Source organism: Sphingobium sp. YR768 (genome assembly GCF_900111125.1).
Lineage (GTDB): Bacteria > Pseudomonadota > Alphaproteobacteria > Sphingomonadales > Sphingomonadaceae > Sphingobium.
On sequence record NZ_FOGE01000026.1, the window covers coordinates 1 to 24,092 of the forward strand.

General features: G+C 62.2%; 27 protein-coding genes. 5 read left to right on the plus strand and 22 right to left on the minus strand.

The annotated features are described in order from the left end of the window. Nucleotides 1–87 precede the first annotated feature (87 nt). The 4 genes from BMX92_RS20965 to xerC are packed head-to-tail and all read left to right on the plus strand — an operon-like array spanning nt 88 to nt 1,906. Complete coding sequence (locus BMX92_RS20965; RefSeq protein WP_093020181.1) at nt 88–273, plus strand: hypothetical protein; 186 nt, start codon at nt 88–90, stop codon at nt 271–273. Next, nucleotides 270–647 (plus strand): hypothetical protein, encoded by a 378-nt coding sequence (locus BMX92_RS20970; RefSeq protein ID WP_093020183.1) that lies wholly within the window; start codon nt 270–272, stop codon nt 645–647. The genes BMX92_RS20965 and BMX92_RS20970 overlap by 4 nt, the downstream gene beginning before the upstream one ends. A 1-nt stretch (nt 648) precedes the next feature. After that, the gene (locus tag BMX92_RS20975; protein WP_093020185.1) at nt 649–888 is read left to right on the plus strand and encodes a hypothetical protein; all 240 of its coding nucleotides are present in this window, start codon (nt 649–651) and stop codon (nt 886–888) included. Nucleotides 889–925: 37 nt separating this feature from the next. Continuing rightward, nucleotides 926–1,906: a site-specific integrase gene (gene xerC, locus BMX92_RS20980; protein ID WP_177185178.1), complete on the plus strand. Its 981-nt coding sequence runs from the start codon at nt 926–928 to the stop codon at nt 1,904–1,906. A 104-nt stretch (nt 1,907–2,010) separates the two neighbouring features. Here the strand turns inward: xerC and BMX92_RS20985 are convergent, their stop codons facing one another. The 11 genes from BMX92_RS20985 to BMX92_RS21035 form a co-directional block, all read right to left on the minus strand. After that, nucleotides 2,011–2,211, minus strand: a complete 201-nt coding sequence (locus BMX92_RS20985; protein WP_256213534.1) for a sulfurtransferase TusA family protein — start codon at nt 2,209–2,211, stop codon at nt 2,011–2,013. Nucleotides 2,212–2,228: 17 nt separating this feature from the next. Beyond that, nucleotides 2,229–3,596 (minus strand): ribosome biogenesis GTPase Der, encoded by a 1,368-nt coding sequence (der, locus tag BMX92_RS20990; RefSeq protein ID WP_093020191.1) that lies wholly within the window; start codon nt 3,594–3,596, stop codon nt 2,229–2,231. A 95-nt stretch (nt 3,597–3,691) separates the two neighbouring features. After that, a complete protein-coding gene (locus BMX92_RS20995; protein WP_256213535.1) occupies nt 3,692–5,029 on the minus strand; it encodes an outer membrane protein assembly factor BamB family protein in 1,338 nt (445 codons plus the stop codon). Between the two features lie 8 nt (nt 5,030–5,037). Further along, a complete protein-coding gene (locus tag BMX92_RS21000) occupies nt 5,038–5,736 on the minus strand; it encodes a tetratricopeptide repeat protein (protein WP_093020193.1) in 699 nt (232 codons plus the stop codon). A 75-nt stretch (nt 5,737–5,811) separates the two neighbouring features. Continuing rightward, nucleotides 5,812–6,684 carry a 3-methyl-2-oxobutanoate hydroxymethyltransferase gene (panB, locus tag BMX92_RS21005; RefSeq protein WP_093020195.1) on the minus strand — a complete coding sequence of 291 codons (873 nt, stop codon included), beginning with the start codon at nt 6,682–6,684 and terminating at the stop codon, nt 5,812–5,814. A 59-nt stretch (nt 6,685–6,743) separates the two neighbouring features. Continuing rightward, complete coding sequence (locus BMX92_RS21010) at nt 6,744–7,079, minus strand: type II toxin-antitoxin system RelE/ParE family toxin (RefSeq protein ID WP_093020197.1); 336 nt, start codon at nt 7,077–7,079, stop codon at nt 6,744–6,746. Beyond that, the gene (locus BMX92_RS21015; RefSeq protein ID WP_093020286.1) at nt 7,072–7,353 is read right to left on the minus strand and encodes a type II toxin-antitoxin system Phd/YefM family antitoxin; all 282 of its coding nucleotides are present in this window, start codon (nt 7,351–7,353) and stop codon (nt 7,072–7,074) included. The genes BMX92_RS21010 and BMX92_RS21015 overlap by 8 nt, the downstream gene beginning before the upstream one ends. 103 nt (nt 7,354–7,456) lie before the next feature. Then, nucleotides 7,457–9,916, minus strand: coding sequence for a TonB-dependent receptor (locus BMX92_RS21020; protein WP_093020198.1), 2,460 nt, complete (start codon nt 9,914–9,916; stop codon nt 7,457–7,459). Nucleotides 9,917–10,085: 169 nt separating this feature from the next. Next, complete coding sequence (locus BMX92_RS21025; RefSeq protein ID WP_093020200.1) at nt 10,086–10,277, minus strand: YezD family protein; 192 nt, start codon at nt 10,275–10,277, stop codon at nt 10,086–10,088. Nucleotides 10,278–10,380: 103 nt separating this feature from the next. Then, nucleotides 10,381–11,049: an RBBP9/YdeN family alpha/beta hydrolase gene (locus BMX92_RS21030; protein ID WP_093020202.1), complete on the minus strand. Its 669-nt coding sequence runs from the start codon at nt 11,047–11,049 to the stop codon at nt 10,381–10,383. A 176-nt stretch (nt 11,050–11,225) separates the two neighbouring features. After that, complete coding sequence (locus tag BMX92_RS21035; RefSeq protein ID WP_093020204.1) at nt 11,226–11,591, minus strand: PRC-barrel domain-containing protein; 366 nt, start codon at nt 11,589–11,591, stop codon at nt 11,226–11,228. Nucleotides 11,592–11,679: 88 nt separating this feature from the next. Here BMX92_RS21035 and BMX92_RS21040 point away from each other — a divergent pair, with 88 nt between their 5' ends. Then, complete coding sequence (locus tag BMX92_RS21040; RefSeq protein ID WP_093020206.1) at nt 11,680–12,111, plus strand: OsmC family protein; 432 nt, start codon at nt 11,680–11,682, stop codon at nt 12,109–12,111. Here BMX92_RS21040 and BMX92_RS21045 read toward each other — a convergent pair. From BMX92_RS21045 to atpA, 11 genes are all read right to left on the minus strand, one after another. Beyond that, nucleotides 12,083–12,970, minus strand: coding sequence for a DMT family transporter (locus BMX92_RS21045; protein ID WP_371262494.1), 888 nt, complete (start codon nt 12,968–12,970; stop codon nt 12,083–12,085). The genes BMX92_RS21040 and BMX92_RS21045 overlap by 29 nt on opposite strands. Before the next feature lie 95 nt (nt 12,971–13,065). Then, entirely contained in the window at nt 13,066–13,863 is a 798-nt protein-coding gene (locus BMX92_RS21050) for a class I SAM-dependent methyltransferase (RefSeq protein ID WP_093020210.1), read from the minus strand. Between the two features lie 79 nt (nt 13,864–13,942). Next, nucleotides 13,943–14,674 carry a hypothetical protein gene (locus BMX92_RS21055; protein ID WP_256213536.1) on the minus strand — a complete coding sequence of 244 codons (732 nt, stop codon included), beginning with the start codon at nt 14,672–14,674 and terminating at the stop codon, nt 13,943–13,945. A 62-nt stretch (nt 14,675–14,736) separates the two neighbouring features. Next, a complete protein-coding gene (locus tag BMX92_RS21060) occupies nt 14,737–16,269 on the minus strand; it encodes a CpaF family protein (RefSeq protein WP_093020212.1) in 1,533 nt (510 codons plus the stop codon). 96 nt (nt 16,270–16,365) lie between these two features. After that, nucleotides 16,366–16,950 carry a hypothetical protein gene (locus BMX92_RS21065; protein WP_093020214.1) on the minus strand — a complete coding sequence of 195 codons (585 nt, stop codon included), beginning with the start codon at nt 16,948–16,950 and terminating at the stop codon, nt 16,366–16,368. Beyond that, on the minus strand, nt 16,947–18,926 hold the full coding sequence (locus tag BMX92_RS21070; RefSeq protein WP_093020216.1) for a hypothetical protein: 1,980 nt from the start codon (nt 18,924–18,926) through the stop codon (nt 16,947–16,949). The genes BMX92_RS21065 and BMX92_RS21070 overlap by 4 nt, the downstream gene beginning before the upstream one ends. 225 nt (nt 18,927–19,151) lie before the next feature. Then, entirely contained in the window at nt 19,152–19,406 is a 255-nt protein-coding gene (locus BMX92_RS21075) for an ATP synthase F1 subunit epsilon (protein WP_004210764.1), read from the minus strand. A 168-nt stretch (nt 19,407–19,574) separates the two neighbouring features. Continuing rightward, nucleotides 19,575–21,020, minus strand: coding sequence for a F0F1 ATP synthase subunit beta (gene atpD, locus BMX92_RS21080; protein WP_093020218.1), 1,446 nt, complete (start codon nt 21,018–21,020; stop codon nt 19,575–19,577). A 21-nt stretch (nt 21,021–21,041) separates the two neighbouring features. Continuing rightward, nucleotides 21,042–21,926, minus strand: coding sequence for a F0F1 ATP synthase subunit gamma (locus tag BMX92_RS21085; protein WP_093020220.1), 885 nt, complete (start codon nt 21,924–21,926; stop codon nt 21,042–21,044). A 3-nt stretch (nt 21,927–21,929) separates the two neighbouring features. Continuing rightward, nucleotides 21,930–22,520, minus strand: a complete 591-nt coding sequence (locus BMX92_RS21090) for a LysE family translocator (protein WP_093020222.1) — start codon at nt 22,518–22,520, stop codon at nt 21,930–21,932. Between the two features lie 40 nt (nt 22,521–22,560). Next, nucleotides 22,561–24,090 carry a F0F1 ATP synthase subunit alpha gene (gene atpA / locus BMX92_RS21095; RefSeq protein ID WP_093020224.1) on the minus strand — a complete coding sequence of 510 codons (1,530 nt, stop codon included), beginning with the start codon at nt 24,088–24,090 and terminating at the stop codon, nt 22,561–22,563. Nucleotides 24,091–24,092 lie beyond the last annotated feature (2 nt).

Sequence of the window (24,092 nt, forward strand, 5' to 3'; positions counted from 1 at the left end):
CCATGGAAAGCACAGAGCATGGGCTGGCCGCCACCCCCGCGCTCGCCCTATGCGCCGCCGCATTGCGCGCAAGAGCGGAGGCTGGGGATGAGTGACCTGATCTTCAAACTGCGCGTGCTGGCCTTTTTCATGCGCGGCGCTTTCGAGCAATGGAAGGCCGAAGTGTGGAAGGTTGATCTCGACGCAACCTATTGCTGTGATGGGCGTGAGTGCGGATGCCAAGCTTCGACCACCCGCGATCTTTATGGCTGGCATCTGGAGAAGCGCCCATGATTGACCAGACGATGATCGAGCGTGTGACGCTGGCGGACAAAGTGGCGGCTGAAGCTATCGGCGGACACATGGCCTCATGGCACGAGTTCAATAGGCGCGGCGACTACGAGCAGGGTTGCGTAGAAGCCGCGCGCCATCGCATTCGGTCGATTGCCGCCATGTCTAGCTGGCAACCGATAGAAACCGCGCCACTTGATATGACCGAGGTTCTGGTCCTTATCCGCCCGAAGGTCATCCGGCTTGGCTGGTATTTTGCGCCATCCTCGCGAACCAAGGGCTGGCGGGATGAAAACAATCGCCCGATCAACCCCACCCACTGGATGCCGCTTCCTGCGCTTCCCGCGATCGACGCCGCTTTGAAAGGGGAGGGGTGAGATGGGCGTGCACGTCCCGAACTGGCCGCGCATGATGAAGCGGACGACCGCTTGCGCCTATCTGGACCTGTCTGCGGCCGAGTTGGAGCGCGAGATTGCTGGTGGACGCCTGCCGCACCCGATCATGCTTGGCAACGGCCTGCACTGGAGCCGAGTCGAGCTGGACGACTATGTTGAGCGCCTGACTGGCGGCCACCAGGCGAGCGACTGGAGAAAGGCCAGCCCCCTTTACAATGGCTAGGACATCGAAATCAGGCCTTCCGTTCGTCAAGACGACGGTGAGCAAGGGTCACCGCTATTGGTATTTCGATACCGGCACGTCTGACGAGCGCGGCAAGAAGATATTCACGCGCCTGCCAGATATATCGGACAAGACCGCGTTCGGAGCGGCCTATTCCGCAATGATGGGCCACCGGACCCGGCGGGCGAACGCGGCGGCGCAGATGACTGTGACTGCCATGATCGGGCTGTACCGCCTCAGTCAGAAATACACCAAACTAGCGGCCGGATCGAAGCGCATTTATGACATCTATCTGGGCGAACTGGAAACGATGCTTGGCATGGCCCCAGCCGACGAGGTGACGCGCGCGGATATTGTCCTGTTGGTCGACAAGCGGGCAAAGCATCCAGCCGCAGCTAACATGATCCTGAAAATCTCCCGCGCGCTGTTCAAGTGGGCGAGAAGCCGGGGCCACATAACCGCCGATCCCTGCTCGGACATCGAACTGAACGAGTTGGGCGAGCATCAGCCTTGGCCGGATGAACTTCTGACTGAGGCACTGGCGTCTGACGATGACAGGATCAGGCTGGCTGTCCATCTGCTCTATTACACCGCCCAACGAATCGGTGACGTCGTGCGGATGAAGTTCGCAGACATCAAGGATGGCACGCTCTTCGTTCGCCAGCAAAAGACCGGCAAGGAACTGGATATCCCGGTTCATGCCTTGCTTGCGGCTGAGATCGGAAAGGCCGGCCGACAGATCGGCCCGATCATCATAACGGCTCGCGGTTCGGCCATAACTGTCAGCACCCTGCGCCACTATGTGCAGGCGTGGGCGAAGGAGCGAGGCCATGACGTCGTGCCGCATGGACTGCGCAAGAATGCCGTGAATGCGCTTCTGGAAGCGGGGTGCACCGTCGCTCAAACGGCAGCGATTAGCGGCCAGACACTTCAGGTCGTGGAGCATTACGCCAAGCTGCGCGATCAGCGAAAATTGGCGATCAGGGCCATGTCAAAGTGGGAGGCGAACGAACGGTGATTCTTCAAACCAAAACAAAACCGGCCCGCGACTCGCGGATTTCCGTTGCATCCTCTAAACAGGGGGTTAAAGGGTCGCAGCGCGCAACGGATTTGAATGATCGATCAGATCGTCCGTCGGAGCGAAAAGTGGCAGGCGTCGAGCGCCGCAAAGGCCCATCCTTGCTGCTGGGCGAGCGCTTCCAGTTCGCTGGGGGCGATCGGATCATCAGCCTCGATCAGGATGGCGTCCGCCTCCCGCATGGCGCGCGCCGCGCGCAGGGCAGGCCAGGGACATTTCATGCCCCTGGCGTTCACATGCAGCATGTCGGCCGCCATCGTGCTTATTTGGTCGCGTAAGGGTTTTTCTGACTGCGCAGCGTCAGTCGCACCGGCACCGCGCCAAAGCCCAGTTCCTTGCGGATGCCGTTCACCAGATAGCGGCGATAGCTTTCGGGCAGATCGTCCAGCCGCGTGCCGAACAGCACGAACGTCGGCGGCCGCGTCTTGTTCTGGGTGATGTAGCGCAGCTTGATCCGCTTGCCGCCCGGCGCTGGCGGCGGATTGGCTTCCAGCGCGGTTTCGAACCAGCGATTGAGGATGCCGGTCGATACGCGCTTCGACCAGGCGGTCCGGGTTTCGAAGGCGACCTGGATCAGGTCGTCCAGACCCTTTCCGGTCGCTCCGGAAATCGTCATGATCGGCACGCCGCGCACCTGCGCCAGACCATCGGACAGCGCCTGCTTGATGCCCTGATACAAAGCGGAACCATGTTCCACCGTGTCCCATTTGTTCAGCGCGACGACGAGGGCGCGACCTTCTTCCAGCACCTTGTCCGCGATGCGCAGATCCTGCGCCTCAAGGCCACGGGTGGAATCGATCATCAGCACGACGACTTCGGCGAAGTTCACAGCGTTCAGGCCGTCCGACACCGCCAGCTTTTCCAGCTTTTCCTGCACCTTCGCGCGCTTGCGCATCCCGGCCGTGTCGATCAGTCGAACGGGACGATCCAGCCCTTCGCGGTCGGTCCATATCCAGTCGACGGCGATGCTGTCGCGCGTGATGCCGGCTTCCGGTCCGGTCAGCAGGCGGTTTTCGCCCAGAAACTTGTTGATGAGCGTGGACTTGCCCGCATTGGGGCGGCCGACGATGGCGAGCTTCAGCGGCGCGCTTTCCTCGTCTTCGTAAAATTCCTTCTCGTCCGCCTGAAACTCTTCGCGATCGAGAAGGGGCAGCAGTGCCTGGAACAGGTCGGCCAGCCCCTGGCCATGTTCGGCGGAAAAGGGGATAGGTTCGCCCAGACCCAGGCTGAAGGATTCCATGACGCCATCGTCGGCCGCCTTGCCCTCCGCCTTGTTGGCCATCAGGACGACCGGCGTGTCGTTGGCGCGCAGCCAACGGGCGATTTCCTCGTCCAGCGGGGTAATGCCGGCGCGGGCATCGATCATGAACAAGGCGACGTCGCAATCGTCCACGGCAGCCTGCGTCTGCATGCGCATGCGGCCGGGCAGGGAGTTGGCGTCCTCATCCTCATAACCGGCCGTGTCGACGATCGTGAAGTCCAGGCCGAGCAGGCTTGCCTCGCCCTCCCGCCGATCGCGCGTCACGCCGGGCTGATCGTCGACCAGCGCCAGTTTCTTGCCGACCAGACGGTTGAACAGGGTGGACTTGCCCACATTGGGACGTCCGACGATAGCTACCGTGGGCAGCATGCCCGTATTCCTTCCAAAAATTCAAACCGATCAAACGCGCTACTCCCGCGCAGGCAGGGCCTGCACGGGAGTAGCGCTTAGCATATTTGTCGCTCTTAGCGGAACGCTGTCAATTTTCCATCGTCCGCCAGAATATAAAGCATATTATTGGCGACGATCGGGGATAGCGACATCGGCTTGTCCATATCGACGGTCGACTGGACGTTACCGCTGGCCGGATCGACATAGACCATTTCGCCGCGCGTCGACACGACGATCAGCTTGCCACCGGCCAGAACCGGGCCGGTCCAGCGAATCGCCTTGTCCTTCTTCTTTTCCTTCTGCCAGCGGCGCAACTGGCTGACCCAGCGGATCTTGCCGGTGGCGCGCGCGACGCAGAGCAGGCGGGCGTCGCTGGTTACGGCGAACACCCATTCGCCGACGACGGCCGGGGTCGAAATACCCGCAATATTGATTTCCCACAGGCGCTGGCCGCTGGTCAGTTCATAGCTGGCCATGCGGCCACCCTGACCGATGGCGAACACGCGGCCACGATCGATAACCGGATCGGCATCGATATCGGTCAGCGTCGCCACCGCCGTCGAAATGCTGGTGCGCGACAGGGCATCGCCCCACAGGCTGCGGCCATTTTCATAACGATAGGCCGTGATTTCACCCGAGCTATAGCCCGCGATCACCGTACCCTGCGCAGCGGCCGGGGCGGCCACACCGAAAATGCCGGTCACTTGCAGCGTGCCACTATCGGTCCACTGGGTTTCACCATCGCTCTGGTTGATTGCGAAGATCTGATTGTCCTGACCCATCACATAGACATGGCCATTTTCCAGCGTCGGAGCGCCGCGCAACGGGCCGCCCGGATGCTTCTTCCAGATGATCGATCCATCCGCGACATTGAGCGCGAATACGTCGCCCAGGCCGGTGCTGGCGAACAGGCGATCGCCCAGTACGCTCACGCCGCCACCGAACAGCGCGCGGCCATTGCCCTTGCCTTCGGACGGCAGGCTGGTCTGCCACAGCTTGGACCCACTGGCCGCATCGTAGGCGATGACATGGGCACCTGCGTCGGTCACGAACAGCTTGCCGCCTGATACGACCGGCGAAGCGGCGAGGCGCGCCTGTGGCGTGCTCCCCTCGATCTTGGTGCTCCAGACCTGGCTTGGCGAACCGCCCAGCGACACATGGCCCATCGCCTTGGACGGATCGCCGCCCGGCTGCGCCCATGCGTCATTGACATAGGGCGCGGGCAGGCTGACCGGCACGTCGGCCAGCGAAGGCTCGACCTCGACACCCTGTTCGTTGCTCAGGATCGATACGCGGTTGCCCAGAACCGGAGTCTTGGGACCACCCTTTTTGCCACCGACGATGCCGCAACCCGCCAGCAAGGCGACCAGAGCCGCCATCGTTACTGCACGGCCCATCTTCATGCTTGCCATCCGCTCGATCATCCTTCGGTGGTTTCGGTCGGAATTTCGACCGCATCGATGCCCATGACACCGGCCATCTGACGCGCGCGTGAACGGATCGACTCCGGTACATTGGCGTCCTTGGCCATGGCGGCGAACATCGGGCCGGCCAGGTCAGTCTTGTTCATCTTTACATAGGCCAGCGCAACCAGTTCTCCGGCGCTGCCGAACCAGGGCGCACCCTCGATCGCCAGCGGCTTCAGCCGGTCGACCACCTGCTGTGGCTTGAGCGTATCGAATTCCAGCGCGGTCTGGCGAATGAGCGCCAGATCACGATAGGGCTGGTCCAGCTTGCTGTCGGCGGCCATGGCGGCATAGGCGGCGATCGCCGCCTTGCTGTCGCCCTTGCGCGCAGCCAGACCCGCCTTGGTCAGCAGGGCGGAGGCGCGATAGCCCGGCTGGCTTGCATCGGCCAGGGTGTCCAGTTCCTTGGCATCGGGCGTGCCACCGCCCGCAGCCGTGGTCAGCACGGCGTCCATCTTCTCGGACACGGCTTCGGACTGGGTCTTGCTATAATGCTGCCAATAGAGCCAGCCACCAAAAGCGGCCAGGGCCAGGATGATAGCGGCCAGCGTCAGGCGGCCATAGCGCTCCCAATAGGTCAGAAGGCGGTCCTGCCGAACCGCTTCGTCGACCTCGCGCATGAAGGCTTCGCTGTTTTGCGGCGTGAGGGCCACGGGATTCTCCGAGAAATGGGTCAGAAATATCTGCCGGAAGGCGCGATCAATAGCGGCGCTTATGCCACAGGCAAATCACTTTTTAGGGCGATAGACCTGTTCTTCTGTCGGAAATGTCCGGTCACGGACATCTGCGGCATAACGTTGCGCCGCATTACCGATTGTTTCAGCGATATTATCGTACCGCTTCACGAAGCGGGGCACGCGTTCGAACATGCCCAGCATGTCCTCCGTGACCAGCACCTGACCATCGCACCGGGCCGATGCGCCGATGCCGATGACCGGCACGTCGACGCTGTCAGTGACGGCGATGGCAATATCCTCCATCACCCCTTCGATCACCATGGAAAAGGCGCCAGCCTGCGCTACGGCACGGGCATCGCCCAATATTTTGGCATGTTCTTCCTGGCTCTTGCCGCGCGCGCCATAGCCGCCAAGGGCATTCACCGCCTGCGGCGTCAGCCCGATATGGGCCATGACCGGGATGCCGCGCTGGGTCAGGAAGCTGATCGTTTCGGCCATGGCAACGCCGCCTTCCAGCTTCACGCCGGCTGCGCCGGTTTCCGCCATGATGCGGCTGGCGCTGGCGAAGGCCTGTTGCGGGGAGGCTTCATAGCTGCCGAAGGGCATATCGACCAGAACGACGCTATGATAGCTGCCACGTACCACGGCGGCGCCATGGGCGATCATCATGTCGAGCGTGACGGGCAGGGTGGAGGGCAGGCCATAGATGACCTGACCCAGCGAATCACCCACCAGCAGCATGTCGCAATGCGGATCGAGCAACTGGGCCTGACGTGCCGTATAGGCGGTCAGCATGACCAGCGGTTCCTGCGTCTTCCCTTCGAACTTGCGCCGCTGGATGGCAGGCACGGTCAGGCGCTTCATCGGCGCGGGGGTGGGGTTGGCGCGGCTGGTCGCGGTGTCGAGCGTGAAGGTCGTGGACATGGCGCGCGGTCTAGCCCAGCGCGGGGCAGGGCGCAAATGCGGGTGCGGCGACTCTGGCTCTATGGATCCAGCAGGCGCCCTTTCAAAAGTGTCTGCACGTCGCGTCGGCCATCCACGATCGCTATGATCGCGACCCTATCCTCAGAAACTTGATAGATAAGGCGATAAGGCAAATGCAGAATCTGCCGCATCTCCCAATTGCCGACTTCCGCTGCTTCCGGGACCATGCTGCCGCGTAGCGCAAAATGTTCCAGCGTTTCTACACGGCCATAAAGGGCGTCGAGAAGCGCATCGGCCTCATCCAGTGAGCGCTGATCTGCCGCATAGGCATGGATGGCGTCCAGATCGCTGGCAGCGCCTCGGGTGATGTCAACCAGATAGCGTTTTTCAGCCATTATTCTTGCGACGGTTCGCCTTGATCTCTTCAAAGACCTCCCGTGCCGGTCTGACACGGCCTGCTTCGATATCCTGCATCCCCAGCGCCAGTATCTTTAGCATCGCCAAAGTTTCCTGCGTCTTTTCATAGGACCGGATATCCTGAATGATTGCCTTCGCCTCGCCATTCTGGGTGAGGATCATCGGTTCGGCGCCGTCGTTCAGCTCTGCCAGCACTTCGGCGGCATTAGCCTTGAAATAGCTGATCGGCTTGATCCGGGTGGAATAGCGCATCATTTCGGCCCTCGAACAAATTCGGACCATATATAGTCTGTCTTGGCACCCAACACAAACGGGGCGGCATCGCTGCCGCCCCGTCCGACATCAGAAAATCCGATCAGAAGCTGAACTTGATCGTGCCGCCCCAGGTCTGCGGGTCGCCGACCTGGCCGGCGATCAAGCCGGTATTGCCCGGCGCGACCTGGAGATTCTCGATATAGTTCACGTCGAAGGCGTTGCGGACCCAGCCGAAGACGTCGAACCCTTCGCCTCGGAAGCCGGCGCGGACGTTGGTCAGCGCATAGCCCTTCACCTCGGTATAGATGGACGGCGAGGCGTTGCTGTTCCAGTGCGAGCGGTAATTGCCGTCGACGCCCAGATAGACCTGGCCTTCCTTCGCCAGTAGCGTGACGGGAACATTATATTCCGCGCCGTAGGAGAAGGCCCATTTGGACACGCCGGGCAGATCCTGACCCGAAATGTCGCACTGACGCGGGCTGAGGGCGCCCGGCACGCCGGGTTGCGAATAATCCGGTGTGGCACCGCTCGCCTGCAATGTGCCTCCGGACAGTTCGGGCGGGCAGGGGGCATTGGTGAACTTCTTATATTTGGCGTCTGTATAGGCGCCATTCGCATAAGCGGTGAAGCGGTCGCTCACAACCACCTTGAAGTCCGCCTCGATACCCTGCGAGCGCACCTTTTCGGCGTTGGCGAGATAGCCGCGCACGGTGCCGAACTGGCCGCCATTCACGGTCGCCTGGAAATTCTTGATCTCCGTGCGGAAGGCGGTGAGGTTGAAGGTGGCGCGGCGGTCCCAGAACTGGGTCTTGAGGCCCAGCTCATAATGATTGACCGATTCCGGCTTCACCGTGCTGGCGTCATAATTGACGGTATTGTCGGCGTTGAGCGGCAGGCCGTTCTGGTTGATACCCAGCGTCTTGAAGCTCTTGGCATAGGTCGCATAGGCCAGAACGTCGCGGGCGACCTTGTAGTTGACGTTGAAGTCGTAAGTGAAGTTCCAGGCGCTGTCCGACGGCGAACTGATCTGCGGCTGATAGACCCCGCACTGCTGGGTCGTGCCCTTGATGGTGCCGGGTTCCGCGACCGTGGTGCAACTGATCGCCTGACCCTGCGCGTTGGTGACGACGCGCTGGTAGAAACCGGACTTCTTGTCATAGTTGAGGCGCAGGCCCGGCTGGATGGTCAGGGCATCCGTCACCTTCCAGCTCAGCTGGCCGAACAGGGCTGCGCTGTCGGCTTTAAGATACTGGGTGTTGCTGGCGGTCAGGCCGGACAACGTCGCCGGGATATTGGCGGGGTTGGTCGGATCGGTGGAGGGCGCAAGGCTCCATTGGGCCGCATCGTCGCCCTGCTGTTCGGTGCCCTGCGTGTCGATCCGCTGCTTGAAGCCGAACAGGCCGAAGACGAAGTCGACATCCTTGCTTTCGTAATTGTAGCGGAATTCCTGGCTATACTGGTCCTGCTGCGATGGGTTCTGCGAGCGCGAGACGATCGACAGGCCGGTGAAGTCGCGGTCATTTTCCGGCTTCCAGTCCCAGAAGCGCCAGGCGGTGACGGACGTCAACGTGCCCGGGCCGACATCCCATTTAATCTTGGCCGACACGCCGCCGATCTTGTTACCGGCGTTCAGGTTGGAGTCGAGATCGGTCAGACGGTCATAGGGATTGCGGCTGGGCACGACATAGCCCTGCGCAGCGGCCAGTGCGTCATATTGACGGTTGAGTGGACGCTGGGTCTTGCCGACGCGCACGAAGGTCGTGCCGCAGCATTCGGGATCCTGCTTGCTGTAGTCGCCCGACAGGGTGATGCTGAAATCTTCGCTGGGCTTGAACAGCAACTGGCCGCGAATACCCAGATTGTCCTGCTCATTGATCCAGCGCTCGCTCGTCACATTATAGAGCGTACCGCGGCGGGTGGTCGCGGCGACCGCGATGCGGGCGGCGATCGTTTCCGACAAGGGGCCGGAAATAGCGGCCTTGGCCTGCTTGTAATTGAGGTTGCCCACGGTCAGTTCGGCGCGGCCTTCGAAATCGAAGGTCGGCTGGTTGGTCGTGATGTTGATCGCGCCGGCGGTGGTGTTCTTGCCGTACAGAGTGCCTTGCGGGCCGCGCAGCACTTCCACCTGGCTGACGTCGAGAAAGTCAAACGTCGCGGCGGCGACACGGCTGTTATAGACATCGTCGACATAGATGCCAACGCCCTGTTCGAAGCCGTCGCTGGTCAGGCCGAATGGCACGCCCAGGCCGCGAATATTGACTGACGTGTTGCGCGGATTGGTCGTGTAGACCTGCAATGTCGGGGCGAGCTGTTGCAGCTTCACGATGTTGAAGTTGCCGGTCGCCTCGATGCTGTCGCCCTTGACGACAGAAATGGCCAGCGGGACTTCCTGTGCGGTTTCCTGACGGCGGCGTGCGGTCACGACGATCACATCGCCACGCGTATTGGCCGATTGCAGTTCGTCCGCTGCGGGCTGAGGCGTCGCGTCCTGCGCAAAGGCGCTGGGCGTGATGATGGAGGCGCTCGCCGCACTGGCGAGCAACAGGAAACGCGCAATCATGATATTCCCCTTTATATCCGGCGGTCCGGTGATCTTTGGTTGCGGCCATCCCGGTTATTCGGGCTGGGCCGACACAGTCGGGAATGATGCTATGTATCGACGGCTCACCCCATACCGCCTTTGGGTCGCTATCGACCCGTAACCCTCTCGCGCCCCTGTGATAAATTGTTCAGCTTGCGCTGAGGCGCGTCTTTTCCGTTACATCGATCTGGACCACGCGCGCGTCATGGACGGTCAGCGTGATCGATCCGAAGCGCAGCCCCTCCAGCACGTCGCGCACCTTGTCGATGCTGACGCTGATGTCGGCGCGCTGCCCTTCGGTGCGGCCGTGGCGAATGTCTATTGGTCTGTGTTCGTTCATATAACCCTCTTTCGCCTTAGTATCTCAACTTCAAAGATAGACAAAAAAGCAAATATAAGGGGCGCGCAAGTTTGTCTTGTCGCGCCCCTCGGGGGTGAGCCTGTTATGGATGCATCGCCGCGCGGGTCGGCTTGCGATCCTGCTGCGCCAGCGGGATGGCCGGCCGCATCTGGCGCATCGCCGATGCCTGCTCCTGCGCATTGTCGATCAGGCGTTCCAGTAGCGACTGGCCGAACTGCCAGTCGCCAAGACCGGAATCCGCGTTGATATGCCCGGCATAGCCTGCGTCGACAAACTCGCTGCCCCAATTCTTGCCCATGCTGTGGGCGCGCTCGAAGAAGATATAGGGGTCGTCGCGACTGCCGACCAATATGGACGGGAAGGGCAGTTGCGCGCGCGGCGTGGGGCCGAAGCCGCCGATCGTCTCGGGCGTTTCCATCCGGTCGCAATCGGGTGGCGCGACCAGCAGCGCGCCTGTCACCGGCCAGCCATAGGCCTGGCTCTGAAGCGCGCCCCACCAGGCGACGGCCATGCAGCCCAGACTATGCGCGGCCAATATGACCGGCCCATTGGCCTGTCGGATGGCGGCGTCCAGGCGTGTCACCCAGGCATTGCGGTTGGGACTGGCCCAACTGCCCAGGTCGACCCGTTCGCAGTCGCCCCGCTTTTCCTCCCACAATGTCTGCCAATGTCCCGGCCCGCTATTATTCAGGCCTGGGATGGTCAGTATGACCGGCTGGCGCGTGTCACTCGAAAAACCGAATCGCTCCATGGTCTGGTCCTCATCCTCTATGTCGAGGGTCTGACAATAATTCTATTCATCTGGTAGACAATGGGCAAGCGGTGAAATGTGGTGAAAGTTAGGCAATCGGAAAAGCGCGGCGATCAGTCGTGCAAACAGCCCGGCGACAGGGTGTCGCCGGGCTGTTCGAACTGGTTATGGACAGATCACCAGGGATAGATCAGGCCATAATATTGATAGACGTTGCGGCCATAGGCATCGTCATAGTCGGGCCGCTGGTCCAGCCCGTGGCGGGGCGCATTGTCCAGCAACTGCTTGTCCAGATCGATGACATAGCCACCCTGCGCCTTGTCATAGTTCAGCATCGACCAGGGCAGGGGGTAATGATCATTCCCAACGCCCAGAAAGCCACCAAAGGACAGCACGGCATAGCGCGCCTGTCCGCTCACCTTGTCGACCATGAAGTTGGATATCTTGCCCAGATGCTCACCCTGGCGATTATAGACGGCGGTGCCCTCCACCCGGTCGGATGCGATCAGGTCGCCACGATTTTCAAGAGTCAGGTCGGTCATTGTCACTCTCCTGCATGAAATGCTCTATTAGCATGCAACCATGGGGGACCGCCGGGGTTCCTCCGCTTCACCTGAAGGAGCTTTGGCTATGAAGATCAATCGCAGCGGTTCGGCAGTCTGGACGGGAGGCCTGAAGGACGGGAAGGGCGCCATCTCCACCCAGAGCGGCGCGCTGGACGCCTATCCCTATGGCTTCGCCACGCGATTCGAAGGGCAGCCGGGCAGCAATCCGGAAGAACTGATCGCCGCCGCCCATGCCTCCTGCTTCACCATGGCGCTGTCGCTGATCCTGGGCGAAGCGGGCCTCACGGCGGAGAAGATGGAGACGAGCGCCGTCGTAACGCTGGAGAAGCTGGACGATGGGTTTGCCGTGACCGCCAGCAAGCTGACGCTCAAGGCGACGATCCCCGGCACCGATGACGCGACCTTTCAGGAGCTGGCGGGCAAGGCGAAGGCCAATTGCCCGATATCCAAGCTGCTGAAGGCGGATATCAGTCTGGACGCGGAACTGCTGGGCTGATCCGCATCTGCCTGGCGCGGACATGTTCGCGCCAGGCAATATAAAGGCCGCTCCCCACGATCAGCGCTGCCCCCATCCAGGTGGTCGCCATCGGCCAGCCCTGACCGATCGCCACGCCCAGCAGCGTAGTCCAGATGATCGCGCTATAATCCATCGGCAGCACCACCGATACCGGCCCCCAGCGCAAGGCGGCCGTCAGGCAGATCTGCGCCACACCGCCGACCACGCCGATCGTTAGCAGCCAGCCCCATGTCGTCGCATCATGCGCCTGCGCGTAAAAGGGCATGGCGATGCCCAGCGGCACCATCGACAGCAAAGTGAACCAGAATACGACCACGCCCGCGCTTTCCGTCCGCCCCAGTTCGCGCAGGACCAGACTGACGCTGGCCGTGACGAGGGCAGCGGTGATGGCGACGGCCACACCGTGCAAGGGGAAATGGCCTGCATCCGGCCGGACCATCACCAGCACGCCCGCAAAACCGATCAGCACCGCCGCCCAGCGATGCATGCCCGTCGCTTCGCGCAGTATCAGCGCGGACAGGATCGTTCCGAAGATCGGCATGGTGAAACCGATCGTGGCCGCTTCGGCTGGCGGCAGAAGGATATAGGACAGGAAATTCAGCATCATGCCGATCAGGCCGATGGCCATGCGGGTGGCATGCACGCCGATCCGCCGGGTCTTGATGGCGGAAGGGCCTGTTGTGTAAGCGATCCACGCGAATACGACCGGCAGCGCGATCAACTGGCGGTAAAAGACCGTCTCGACCAGATTGACGCCCCGCTCGCTGGCGATCCGCCCGCTCACGAACATGATCGACAGACAGAGCACCGCGATCAGGCGCAGACCGATGGCCAGCATGGGCCGATGAGGGCGGGAAGAAGATGCGGCGGAGGTCACGCCGCCGCTCTAACCCGGTTGCACGATGGCGCAACCGGGGAAGGGATAATTGAGGCCTATTTCGTCGGCTTGCGGAATTTCAGCGTCATGCGGTCGCTTTCGCCGATGGCCAGATATTTGTCCTTGTCGACATCCTTCTGGCTCAGCGTCGGCGGCAGCGTCCACACGCCCTTGGGCCAGTCGGCGCTATCCTTGGGATTGGCATTCACTTCCGACGCGCCGACATATTCGAAGCCGGCGGCTTCCGCGATCCGGCGGATGGTCGATACTTTCAGATAGCCGCTGCTCTTTTCCAGCGCCGTGTCGCGATCCTCCGGCAACCGATGGTCGACGACGCCCAGCGTGCCGCCGGGCTTGAGCATATCGAAAAAGGCCTTGAAGGTCGTGCCTTCGGTTCCGCCCATGACCATATTGTGCACATTGCGGAACGTCAGCACAGTGTCGACGCTATTGGCGGGGATGCTGGCGGTTTCCTCGGGAAAAGGGACCAGCTTCACCTTGTCATAGACGTCCGGTTTGGCGGCAAGAAAGGTCTTGTACCCGTCCAGATAGCGGCCGGACGGTTGCAAGGCATAGAAAGTGCCCTTGTCCCGCAGCAACGGCGCCAGGATTTCCGTATACCAGCCGCCGCTCGGCGCATATTCCACAACTGTCGCAGTCGGTGTCACACCGAAGAAGGCAAGCGTTTCGGCGGGGTGGCGATATGTGTCGCGAACGACGTTGGTCGGCGTGCGGCTGGGCGCGGCGATGGCCGTCGCGATCGGGTCCACGGCCTTGTGATGGCTGGCATGCTGGGCGACGGCGACGCCCATTGGCAGGACCATTGCGGCAGCGAACATGGCGGAAAGGCGCATCGGGCACTCCTTATATCATGATTATGATGGCGCCCGATGTGCCCGCTCCGCACCGGCCTGACAAGCGCTTCCTTTTGCGTCAGAATTCCCGGATCAGCCTGATCCCTGCCTTGGGCCGGACAGTGCCGCCATGGGGCCGTTCCGCGCCCAGTCCAGCCTGGACGTTGACCTTTTCGGCCAGTTGCTGGTGGATTTGCGGCATGACCAGGACATAGCCGTCCGATCCGCCGCGATAATTGAGTTCCAGCCCCAGTACCTGTCCATCGCGACTATCATAGAAGAGGGAATGGTTAACGATCGCACTGTTGCGGCCATGTCCGCCCGAAAAGGAGATATCCCCCAGACCGGCCATCGAGATACTGCTCCAGCGGGCATTGTAGCGATGCGCCAGCATATAGGCGAAGCTGCTGCGATAATGGCGGGCCTCGCGGTTATAGATGCCCAGATATTGCACGCCATGGGCGCTGCGGCCGCCATTGAACGCACCGAACGCCGCCTGAAGACCCAATTTCAGATCGACCAGCTTGCCATCCTCGAACGGCAATTCGCCTTCGATCGCGAAGCCGTCGGCCACCGCATATTCCACCTCCGGCGCCCATTGGACGGTCTTGTCGGAACCGGAAAGCGGCGTCGTGGCCAGCGCGTTCGCCTCAAGCTCGCCCCGCTTCGCACCGAGCGGGCGCATCATGTCGAATATCATCGGTTCGGGAACGTCAGGATAATCGGTCTGGGCCTCTGCGGGCGACCAGAGGCCGATAAACAGAAACGCCACCCCGTGGCGGACGGGATGGCGTGTGCTTCGTCGAAACAAGATGAACCCCCTGCGATAATGGACAAGTCCACGTCTACGCAGGGGAGGGGAACTTTATTCCCTCAGAGGCAGGATTCCAGGAAAGGCTGATCGAAACCGAACATGCGGGCCTTGTCCAGCGTATAGGGGCGCAGGCCCATCGACCGATATTCGCCGATGATCTTCCCGCTGTCATCCTCGTCATGATATTCGAACTTGAACAGTTCCTGGGTGACGATGACGTCGCCTTCCATGCCGATGACTTCGGTGACGTTGGTGACGCGGCGGGAACCATCGCGCAGGCGCTTCACCTGCACGATCAGGTCGACCGAGTCGGCGATCTGCTTGGAAATCGCTTCCTTGGGAATCTTGATGTCGCCCATCAGGATCATATTTTCCATACGGCCCAGGCATTCGCGCGGGCTGTTGGCGTGCAGCGTACACATGGACCCGTCATGGCCCGTATTCATCGCGGCGAGCAGGTCGAAACATTCCGCGCCACGAATTTCGCCCAGGATGATGCGGTCAGGGCGCATACGCAGGGCGTTCTTGACAAGGTCGCCAATGGTGATCGCGCCATTGCCCTCCAGATTGGCCGGGCGGGTTTCCAGCGGCAGCCAGTGCGGCTGCTGAAGCCGCAATTCGGCCGCGTCCTCGATCGTCAGCACACGCTCGCCCGGATCGATCATCTTCGACAGGGCATTGAGCATCGTCGTCTTGCCCGAACCCGTACCGCCGGAAATGACGATGTTGAACCGGCAGGCGCCCGCGATCTTCAGCGCCGTCGCCATCTTGGGGCTCATCGCGCCCCAACCGGCCAGCATGTCGATGGTGATCGGCTTGGCCGAGAATTTACGAATGGAGATGGCCGTGCCGCGCAGCGACAGCGGCGGCACGATCACGTTGACACGAGAGCCGTCGGGCAGGCGGGCGTCGGCCAGCGGCGTGGTCTGGTCGACGCGGCGGCCGACCTTGCTGACGATGCGCTGCGCGATCTGGAACAGATGCTCCTCGTCGCGGAACTTGATCGGCGCGATCTGGAGCTTGCCCTTCTTTTCGATATAGGTCTGGTCCGGGCCGTTGACCATGATGTCGGTCACGTCCGGGTCCGACAGCAATTCTTCGAGCGGCCCCAGGCCCAGCAATTCGTCGACCAGCACCTTTTCCAGCGCGAACTGCTCGCGCCGGTTCAGCGTCAGCTTCAGTTCGGCCAGAACTTCCATGATGATCGGGCGAAATTCCTCCGCCAGTTCATCCTTTGTCAGCGTTGCGGCGGCTTCCGGGTCGACGCGCTCCAGCAGGCGGGGCAGCACCTGTTCCTTGATCTTGTGGACGCTCGCTTCGAAACCTTGCGGGCCAGCGTCGGGCACATGTTCGGCATTCGCGCGGTCGGACAGGCGCGACATCGCGTCGGCATTCCGCTGCATCGCGCTGGTGGGTGCGGCCAGCGGATCGAAGGGCGCTTCGCCCGGCAGAGAAGCGATGTCGAGGGGAGGAAACTGGTCGCCGCCGCGGGGTAATTCTTCCCGGGCTGCCGCACCGCCCTGCATCGGCCGGGCCACGCCGAAGCCGGACTTGATCCCGGCAGGTCCATTTTTCCGTCCAAAGGCGCTCATAGGTCTCCGCCGCTCTGTCTCTTTCGGCCCTGCCGCGCTGGGAAGGGCCGATCATAGGATGATGAAGGTGAATAGGATGGAAACTTTGACAAATGGCTAATGCGCTGGAAAGCCTGAGTCTGGCGCCGTCACGAAACGGGGATCGGCGCCGAACCAGCCGCCGATCGTCCGCGCGCCCGACAGCAGCCGGCGCCCCTGCGCGGTCAGTTCGATCCGCCCGTCGTCCCGCTGGACGATGTTGCCCGACAGCGTCTGTTCGCGCACCCGCCGGTCGATCTGATGCAGGTCGCCCAGATATTGGCGCACGAATACCTCTTCCAGCATGGGCGGCGTCAACTGCCCGTCCTGCCTTTCGATTCGGGCCAGCAGGAACATGGTGATCGACCGGTCGAAGGTGACGGGAAAGACGATCAGGAAGCTGATATTGAACGCCAGCGACAGGGCCGCCGCACCGATCACGGTCGATAGATCGAGCGCAGCGATCCGGCGCGCGGCGATTGCCAGAAGGGCTATCAGCAGCAGCGCGCCGATAAAGGCGATCGCCACCCCGCGATAGAAGAGCAGCGGAACAGACCCTAGCAAGGGCGAAGCGATCAGGCCGATATAGAGCAGGAACCCGGCCGTTAGCGCAGCCAGATAGATCAGCGCCAATATCCCCAAAGCGCGTAGCGTGGCGGTCATGATCCTATATCCTTCACGGCAACCATACAGGCCAGCGGCTCCCGCCGTTCGCAATGCAGGCCTTCGGGTGGCCCACCTATCTTGCGCCAGATCGGGTCGACGGATGCGAAAAGCAGGTGATCGACACCGGCTGCCTCCGCCCGACGGCGGATATCCCCGGGCGACAAGTGCGTCTCGAAGATCGGCCGCAACAGGGCGACGCGCTGGCGCACCGCGTCCGGCGACGCGCCGAACAGATTGGCTTCGCGATCGGATACGCCGGTACGCTGCACGCCATAGAGGCCGAAATTGAAGATGCGCCTGTGCAGCGCCGAATTATGCTGGATCACATCCGTCAGGGGCAGGGCATGGGCGGCCCATTCATAAAGCCGCCGCTGATCGTCATCATCGGCGCGCGGGCTGATCAGTTCGCTGAAGCTGGTGGCGACATAAGGCGGCCGGATCAATCGCATCCCGACGACATCCCAGGCGACGGCCAGCATCCCCAGCCCCAGCAGGATCATCATCCTTGGGTGATCGCGCAGTCGTGGCGTCGGGCCTTGCAGCCAGGCGGCGGTCCAGATCATCGCTGCGCACTGCGCGAACCAGATCGACCGCCAGGCCAGATCATTGTTCAGGATCGTGGACTTGAGGAAAGTCGCGACCAGCAGCGATGATAGGGCACTGGCGACCAGTAGATTTTGGACGATTTTGCCGGATCGGTGCTGCCCGGATCGCAGACAGGCTATCGCACCGACGCCGAAGATGCCGAACTCGATACCGTAATTGAGCGGCAGCAATGCCAGATGCAGCCATGTCCATGCGCCGCCTTCGGGCAGCAGCACGGTGAAGGGGCGGATATTGAGCGCGATCGGTAGACCGCTGTCATGCCGGAAGGCGATCAGATCGGCGATCTGCACCGATGCCATCGCCAGCGCGACGATGCCCGCTAGCGGAAGCAGGGGATCGCGTCGCAGGATCGCGATACATCCCCAGCCCGCCAGCACCGGCGCGATTGTCAGCATCATCCATACCGACGATCCGAAGCAGGTGGCGATCCCGGCACCGGCCGCCGCCGCCAGCGCCCATCGTCCCGGCTGCGACGTCCCTTGCGCGCGCGCCAGCAATAGCATCGCACCCCATGCCGCGATCATCGCGGTCAGATGATGCGGCACCCAGAGCGTCGAATGCACGGCAAAGTTGACCGCGACATTCCACCAGTCGCTTTGCGCCTCGACCCGGCCGGTCACAAGTAGCCGCAGGAGCATGACGATCATGTCCGCGCCGGACACGAAGCAGAAGAGCAGGATCAGGCCCATGAAAGCCTTGACGCGACCGGGCCGGATCAGCCCGCCATCCGCGCTGATCCGCCACAGCAGCGATACAAAGGCCAGCCCCGTCCAGAAGACCGAACCGGCAAAGGCCATGCGCGCATTGATCAGCAAGCCGCTCGACCAGTGCAGCAGGGCAGGCCAGAGATAATAATAATAATAATAGCCGACATAGCCGGGCCGGGCGAAAAACGGATCGGCGAAGGGCAGGCCTTCACGGGCGATCGCGCTGGTGACGGCGGCATGTTTGACGAGATCGAGATCGAGCAGCGACTGGTTGAGATTGTCGCCGGTCGGAAAATCGACAAAATCGAAGCCGACGATCCCCAGCCACGGCAGCAACATTGGCACCGCAATCCGCCAGTCAGCGATCCGGTCCGGCCATAGCAGGCGGGGGCGCAGCAGGCCGTAGATGGCAAGCAGGCCGTGCAGGCCCGCCATCGCCATCATGCCGCCGGCACGGACCAGCAGCGCGTCGATCGCGGGCATCAGCGTGAAGGCCAGTAGTAGCGACCAGCCGATCCTCGGCCAGCCACGCCCCATATCCTGCCCGGTCAGGGCGACAAGGCGTGCAAGGCCCGCACCGGGAAGGAATATCCAGACTGCGCCAAGCAGCGTAGCGGCCAGAAAGCCCAGCAGATCAGCGAAGAACAGGTCGCTGCCCATATCAATCGAGGGCGAAAAAGGCGGCAGGCGACGACATTAGGACGCTCACAGGGTTGATCTGAACAGGCGGCCATCCTTAGATCGAGCAGGTAAAGAGCCTATTAACCCTGATGAGAGCGTCGCTTTGCCCGCAATAGCAAAAGGGAGCGGCAACCCATGGATGCCGCTCCCTTTTAGAAGCCTGTCGTCAGATCAGCCACGTCCCGCGTGGCCGACTCTGTCCTGTCAGCCGGCCTTTTCGGCCAGGACCGTCAGGCCCTTTTCATTCACTTCGGCAAAGCCGCCTTCGACCGGAATGATTTCCGGTGCGGCGCCCGCCGAGGCGAAGATCTGGATCGCGCCGTCGCGGACGGTCGACATGAAGGGCGCATGGCCTTCCAGCACGCCGAAGTCGCCGTCGGTGCCGGGGACGACCACCTGATAGACTTCCTCCGAGCGGACGAGCTTTTCGGGGGTCACGAGTTCGAAATGCAGTGCCATTCTCTAGTCCTCTTAACCCCTCTCCCATCGGGAGAGGGAGGGGCCCGCCGCGAAGCGGTGGGAGGGTGAGGGCGATCGGCCATGCCAGCTTCGCCTTCATCCAACTCCGACTAGCCAGCAAGCTGGCAAGTCTGCGTATCCTTCTCCCACGGGGAGAAGGATATCAGCTTACGCCGCTTCAGCAGCCAGCTTCTTGGCCTTTTCGACGGCTTCGTCGATGCCGCCAACCATGTAGAAGGCGTTTTCAGGCAGGTGGTCATATTCGCCTTCGACCACGGCCTTGAACGACTTCACCGTGTCTTCCATCTGGACGAACTTGCCCGAGATGCCGGTGAAGACTTCGGCAACGTGGAAGGGCTGCGACAGGAACTTCTGGATCTTGCGCGCGCGGGCCACGGTGACCTTGTCCTCTTCCGACAGCTCATCCATGCCCAGAATGGCGATGATGTCCTGAAGCGACTTGTACTTCTGGAGGATCGACTGGACGGCGCGGGCGGTGTCATAATGTTCCTGACCCACGGTGCGCGGCTCCAGAACGCGGCTGGTCGAGTCCAGCGGATCGACCGCGGGATAGATGCCCAGTTCCGAAATCGCACGGTTGAGAACCGTCGTCGCGTCCAAGTGCGCGAACGAGGTTGCCGGTGCCGGATCGGTAAGATCGTCCGCGGGAACATACACGGCCTGAACCGAGGTGATCGAACCCTTGTTGGTCGAGGTGATGCGTTCCTGCAGCGCGCCCATGTCGGTCGACAGGGTCGGCTGATAGCCCACGGCCGAAGGAATACGACCCAGCAGAGCCGACACTTCCGCGCCCGCCTGCGTGAAGCGGAAGATGTTGTCGACGAAGAACAGCACGTCCTGATTTTCGACGTCGCGGAAATATTCGGCGATGGTCAGACCCGACAGGGCGACGCGCGCGCGGGCGCCCGGGGGTTCGTTCATCTGGCCATACACCAGCGCAACCTTGGACCCTTCGCTGATCGCGTTGCCGTCGGCGTCCTTGGCGATAACGCCGGCGTCGAGGAATTCGTGATACAGATCGTTGCCTTCACGGGTGCGTTCACCGACGCCCGCGAAGACCGAGGTGCCGCCATGGCCCTTGGCGATATTGTTGATCAGTTCCTGAATGAGAACCGTCTTGCCCACGCCGGCGCCGCCGAACAGGCCGATCTTGCCGCCCTTGGCATAGGGGGCCAGAAGGTCGATGACCTTGATGCCCGTGACCAGGATCGCGCTTTCGGTCGACTGGTCGACGAATTCGGGAGCCTTGGCATGGATGGGCGACTTGAGTTCGGTCAGCACCGGACCGCGCTCGTCGATCGGCTCGCCGACGACGTTCAGGATGCGGCCGAGCGTCGCGGGGCCGACGGGAACGCTGATCTGCGCGCCGGTGTCGGTCACTGCCTGACCGCGGGTCAGGCCCTCGGTCGAGTCCATCGCGATGGTGCGAACGGTGTTCTCACCCAGATGCTGGGCGACTTCCAGAACAAGGCGCTGGCCATTGTTGCTGGTTTCCAGCGCCGAGAGGATCGACGGCAGCGCATCGGGGAAGGTCACGTCGACGACGGCGCCGATGACCTGCGAAATGCGGCCTACATTGTTGGTGGTTGCCATGACTAGTGTCCTTGCCTGCACTTAAAGGGCTTCGGCGCCCGAGATGATTTCGACGAGTTCGGTGGTGATCGCGGCCTGACGGCTGCGGTTATACTGGATGGTCAGCTTGTTGATCAGGTCGCCGGCGTTGCGGGTCGCATTGTCCATCGCGGTCATCGACGCGCCCTGTTCGGATGCGTTGTTTTCCAGCAGCGCCTTGAACAGCTGGATAGCGACGTTGCGCGGCAACAGGTCGTCCAGGATCGCTTCCTCGCTCGGCTCATATTCCACCGTGGCGGGAATGGCGTTGCGGTCGGCATCGGCCGGGATCTTGACCGGGATGATCTGCTGTTCGGTCGGGATCTGGGCCAGAGCCGACTTGAAGCGCGAATAGAAGAGGTGCGCGACGTCGAACTTGCCGTCGAGGAACATCTTGCTGAGTTCCTGCGCTACAGCCTGTGCCTGCGCAAAGCCCGGCTCCTTGGCGCCCGTCGTGTCATATTGCGCGACGATCTTGCCCGGATAGGCGCGGTTGATGACCGGACGGCCCTTGCGACCGATCAGGTAGAACTGCACCTTCTTGCCATCCAGTTCCAGTTCGCGCGCCTTGGCCAGAGCGGCCTTGACGATGTTCGCATTGAATGCGCCGGCCAGACCACGGTCGGAGTTGGCGACGACCAGTAGGTGCACCTCATCCTTGCCGGTGCCGGCGAGCAGCGGCGAAGCGCCTTCGCCCGAACCGCCAGCGATCTTCGATGCCAGCGATGCGACGACCGCTTCCAGACGGCTGCTATAAGGGCGAGCGGCTTCCGCAGCGGCTTGCGCCTTGCGCAGCTTCGCGGCGGCGACCATCTGCTTCGCCTTGGTGATTTTCTGGGTCGATTTGACCGACCCGATGCGGAGCTTCAGTTCCTTGAGGCTAGGCATAGTTTATACGTTCCGAGCAAGGGCCAGACGACCCGCGAGACCAAAGAAACCGACGCCCATGGCGCCTTCGAACCAGCGCATCGCGCGGCTTTGACCGACCGAACGGCCCGCCTTGGTAGCAAGCGCCGCGAGCAGCGCACACCAGACGAAACCGAGCGCATAGACGATCGCAATCAGCAACATGCCCTGCCACGGTGCATCCGGACCGGTGCCCACAAACTGGGGCAGGGCGGCCAGAAAGAAGATCGCGACCTTCGGGTTCAGCACGGTGCTGATGAAACCCTGCATGAAGGGCGATCCGCCAATCCGGACCTTTGCCTCAGCCGTCGCCGGGGCGGGTTTAATCGCCCCACGCAACAGGCCAAGGCCCATCCACGCCAGATAGAGCGCGCCGGCGATCTTCACCGCCATGAACAGCCCCGGCACCGCGTTCAGCACGCTGAGGAAGCCGAAGCCGCACAGCAGCATGTAGAACAGGCCGCCCAACTGGATGCCGCCGATCGCCGCCATCCCCGCCTTCAGCCCACGGCGTGCTGCGTGACCGGCCACCAACATGGTGTCCGGTCCCGGCAGCAGCACCAGACCGATCGACATGACGGTCCAGGCAAGAAGGGAATGGGCGGTCAGCACGGGCTTACGCGAAGGTCTTGCCGAACGAGTCCAGCGCAGCCTTCAGCTTGCCCTTGGCGTCGTCACCCAGATCCTTGCTGTCGCGGATCGCGGTCAGCACTTCGGGGTGATCGTGACGCAGATAGGCCAGCATCAGTTCTTCGTAACGGGTCACGTCCTTGACCGGGATCGCGTCCAGATAGCCGTTGGTGCCCGCGAAGATCGACGCAGTCTGCTCTTCGAACGGCAGCGGCGAGAACTGACCCTGCTTGAGCAGTTCGGTCAGGCGCGCGCCACGGTTCAGCAGCTTCTGGGTCGACGCGTCGAGGTCCGAACCGAACTGGGCGAAGGCCGCCATTTCGCGATACTGGGCCAGCTCCAGCTTGATCGAGCCGGACACCTTCTTCATTGCCTTGGTCTGCGCGGCGGAGCCGACGCGCGACACCGAGAGGCCCACGTTGATGGCCGGACGGATGCCCTGATAGAAGAGGTTGGTTTCCAGGAAGATCTGGCCGTCGGTGATCGAGATCACGTTGGTCGGGATGTACGCGGAAACGTCGCCCGCCTGCGTCTCGATGATCGGCAGCGCGGTCAGCGAACCATTGCCATTGGCGTCGTTCATCTTCGCAGCGCGCTCCAGCAGGCGGCTGTGCAGATAGAAAACGTCACCCGGATAGGCTTCGCGGCCCGGAGGACGACGCAGCAGCAGCGACATCTGACGATAGGCGACGGCCTGCTTGGACAGATCGTCATACACAATCACGGCATGCATGCCATTGTCGCGGAAGAATTCGCCCATGGTGACGCCGGTATAGGGCGCCAGATACTGAAGCGGAGCCGGTTCCGAAGCGGTCGCGGCGACGACGATCGAATATTCCATCGCGCCATTTTCTTCGAGCTGCTTGACGATCTGCGCGACGGTCGAGCGCTTCTGGCCGACGGCGACGTAGATGCAATACAGCTTCTTGCCTTCGTCGTCGCCTGCGTTGACGCCCTTCTGGTTGATGAAGGTGTCGATCGCGACGGCGGTCTTGCCGGTCTGACGGTCGCCGATGATCAGCTCGCGCTGGCCACGGCCGACGGGGACGAGGGCGTCGATCGCCTTCAGGCCGGTCTGCACGGGTTCGTGCACCGACTTGCGGGGGATGATGCCCGGCGCCTTGACTTCAACACGCTTGCGCTCGGTATACTGGATCGGGCCCTTGCCATCGATCGGGTTGCCCAGGCCGTCGACGACGCGACCCAGCAGGCCTTTGCCGACGGGAACGTCGACGATGGTGCCGGTGCGCTTGACGACGTCGCCTTCCTTGATCTCGCTGTCGGACCCGAAGATCACGACGCCGACATTGTCGGCTTCCAGGTTCAGCGCCATGCCCTGCACGCCATTGGCGAACTCGACCATTTCGCCCGCCTGGACGTTGTCGAGGCCATGGACGCGGGCGATGCCGTCACCCACGGTCAGAACGGAACCGACTTCGCTGACCTGCGCTTCGGTGCCGAAATTGGCGATCTGGTCCTTGATGACCTTCGAAATTTCTGCGGCGTTGATGTCCATGT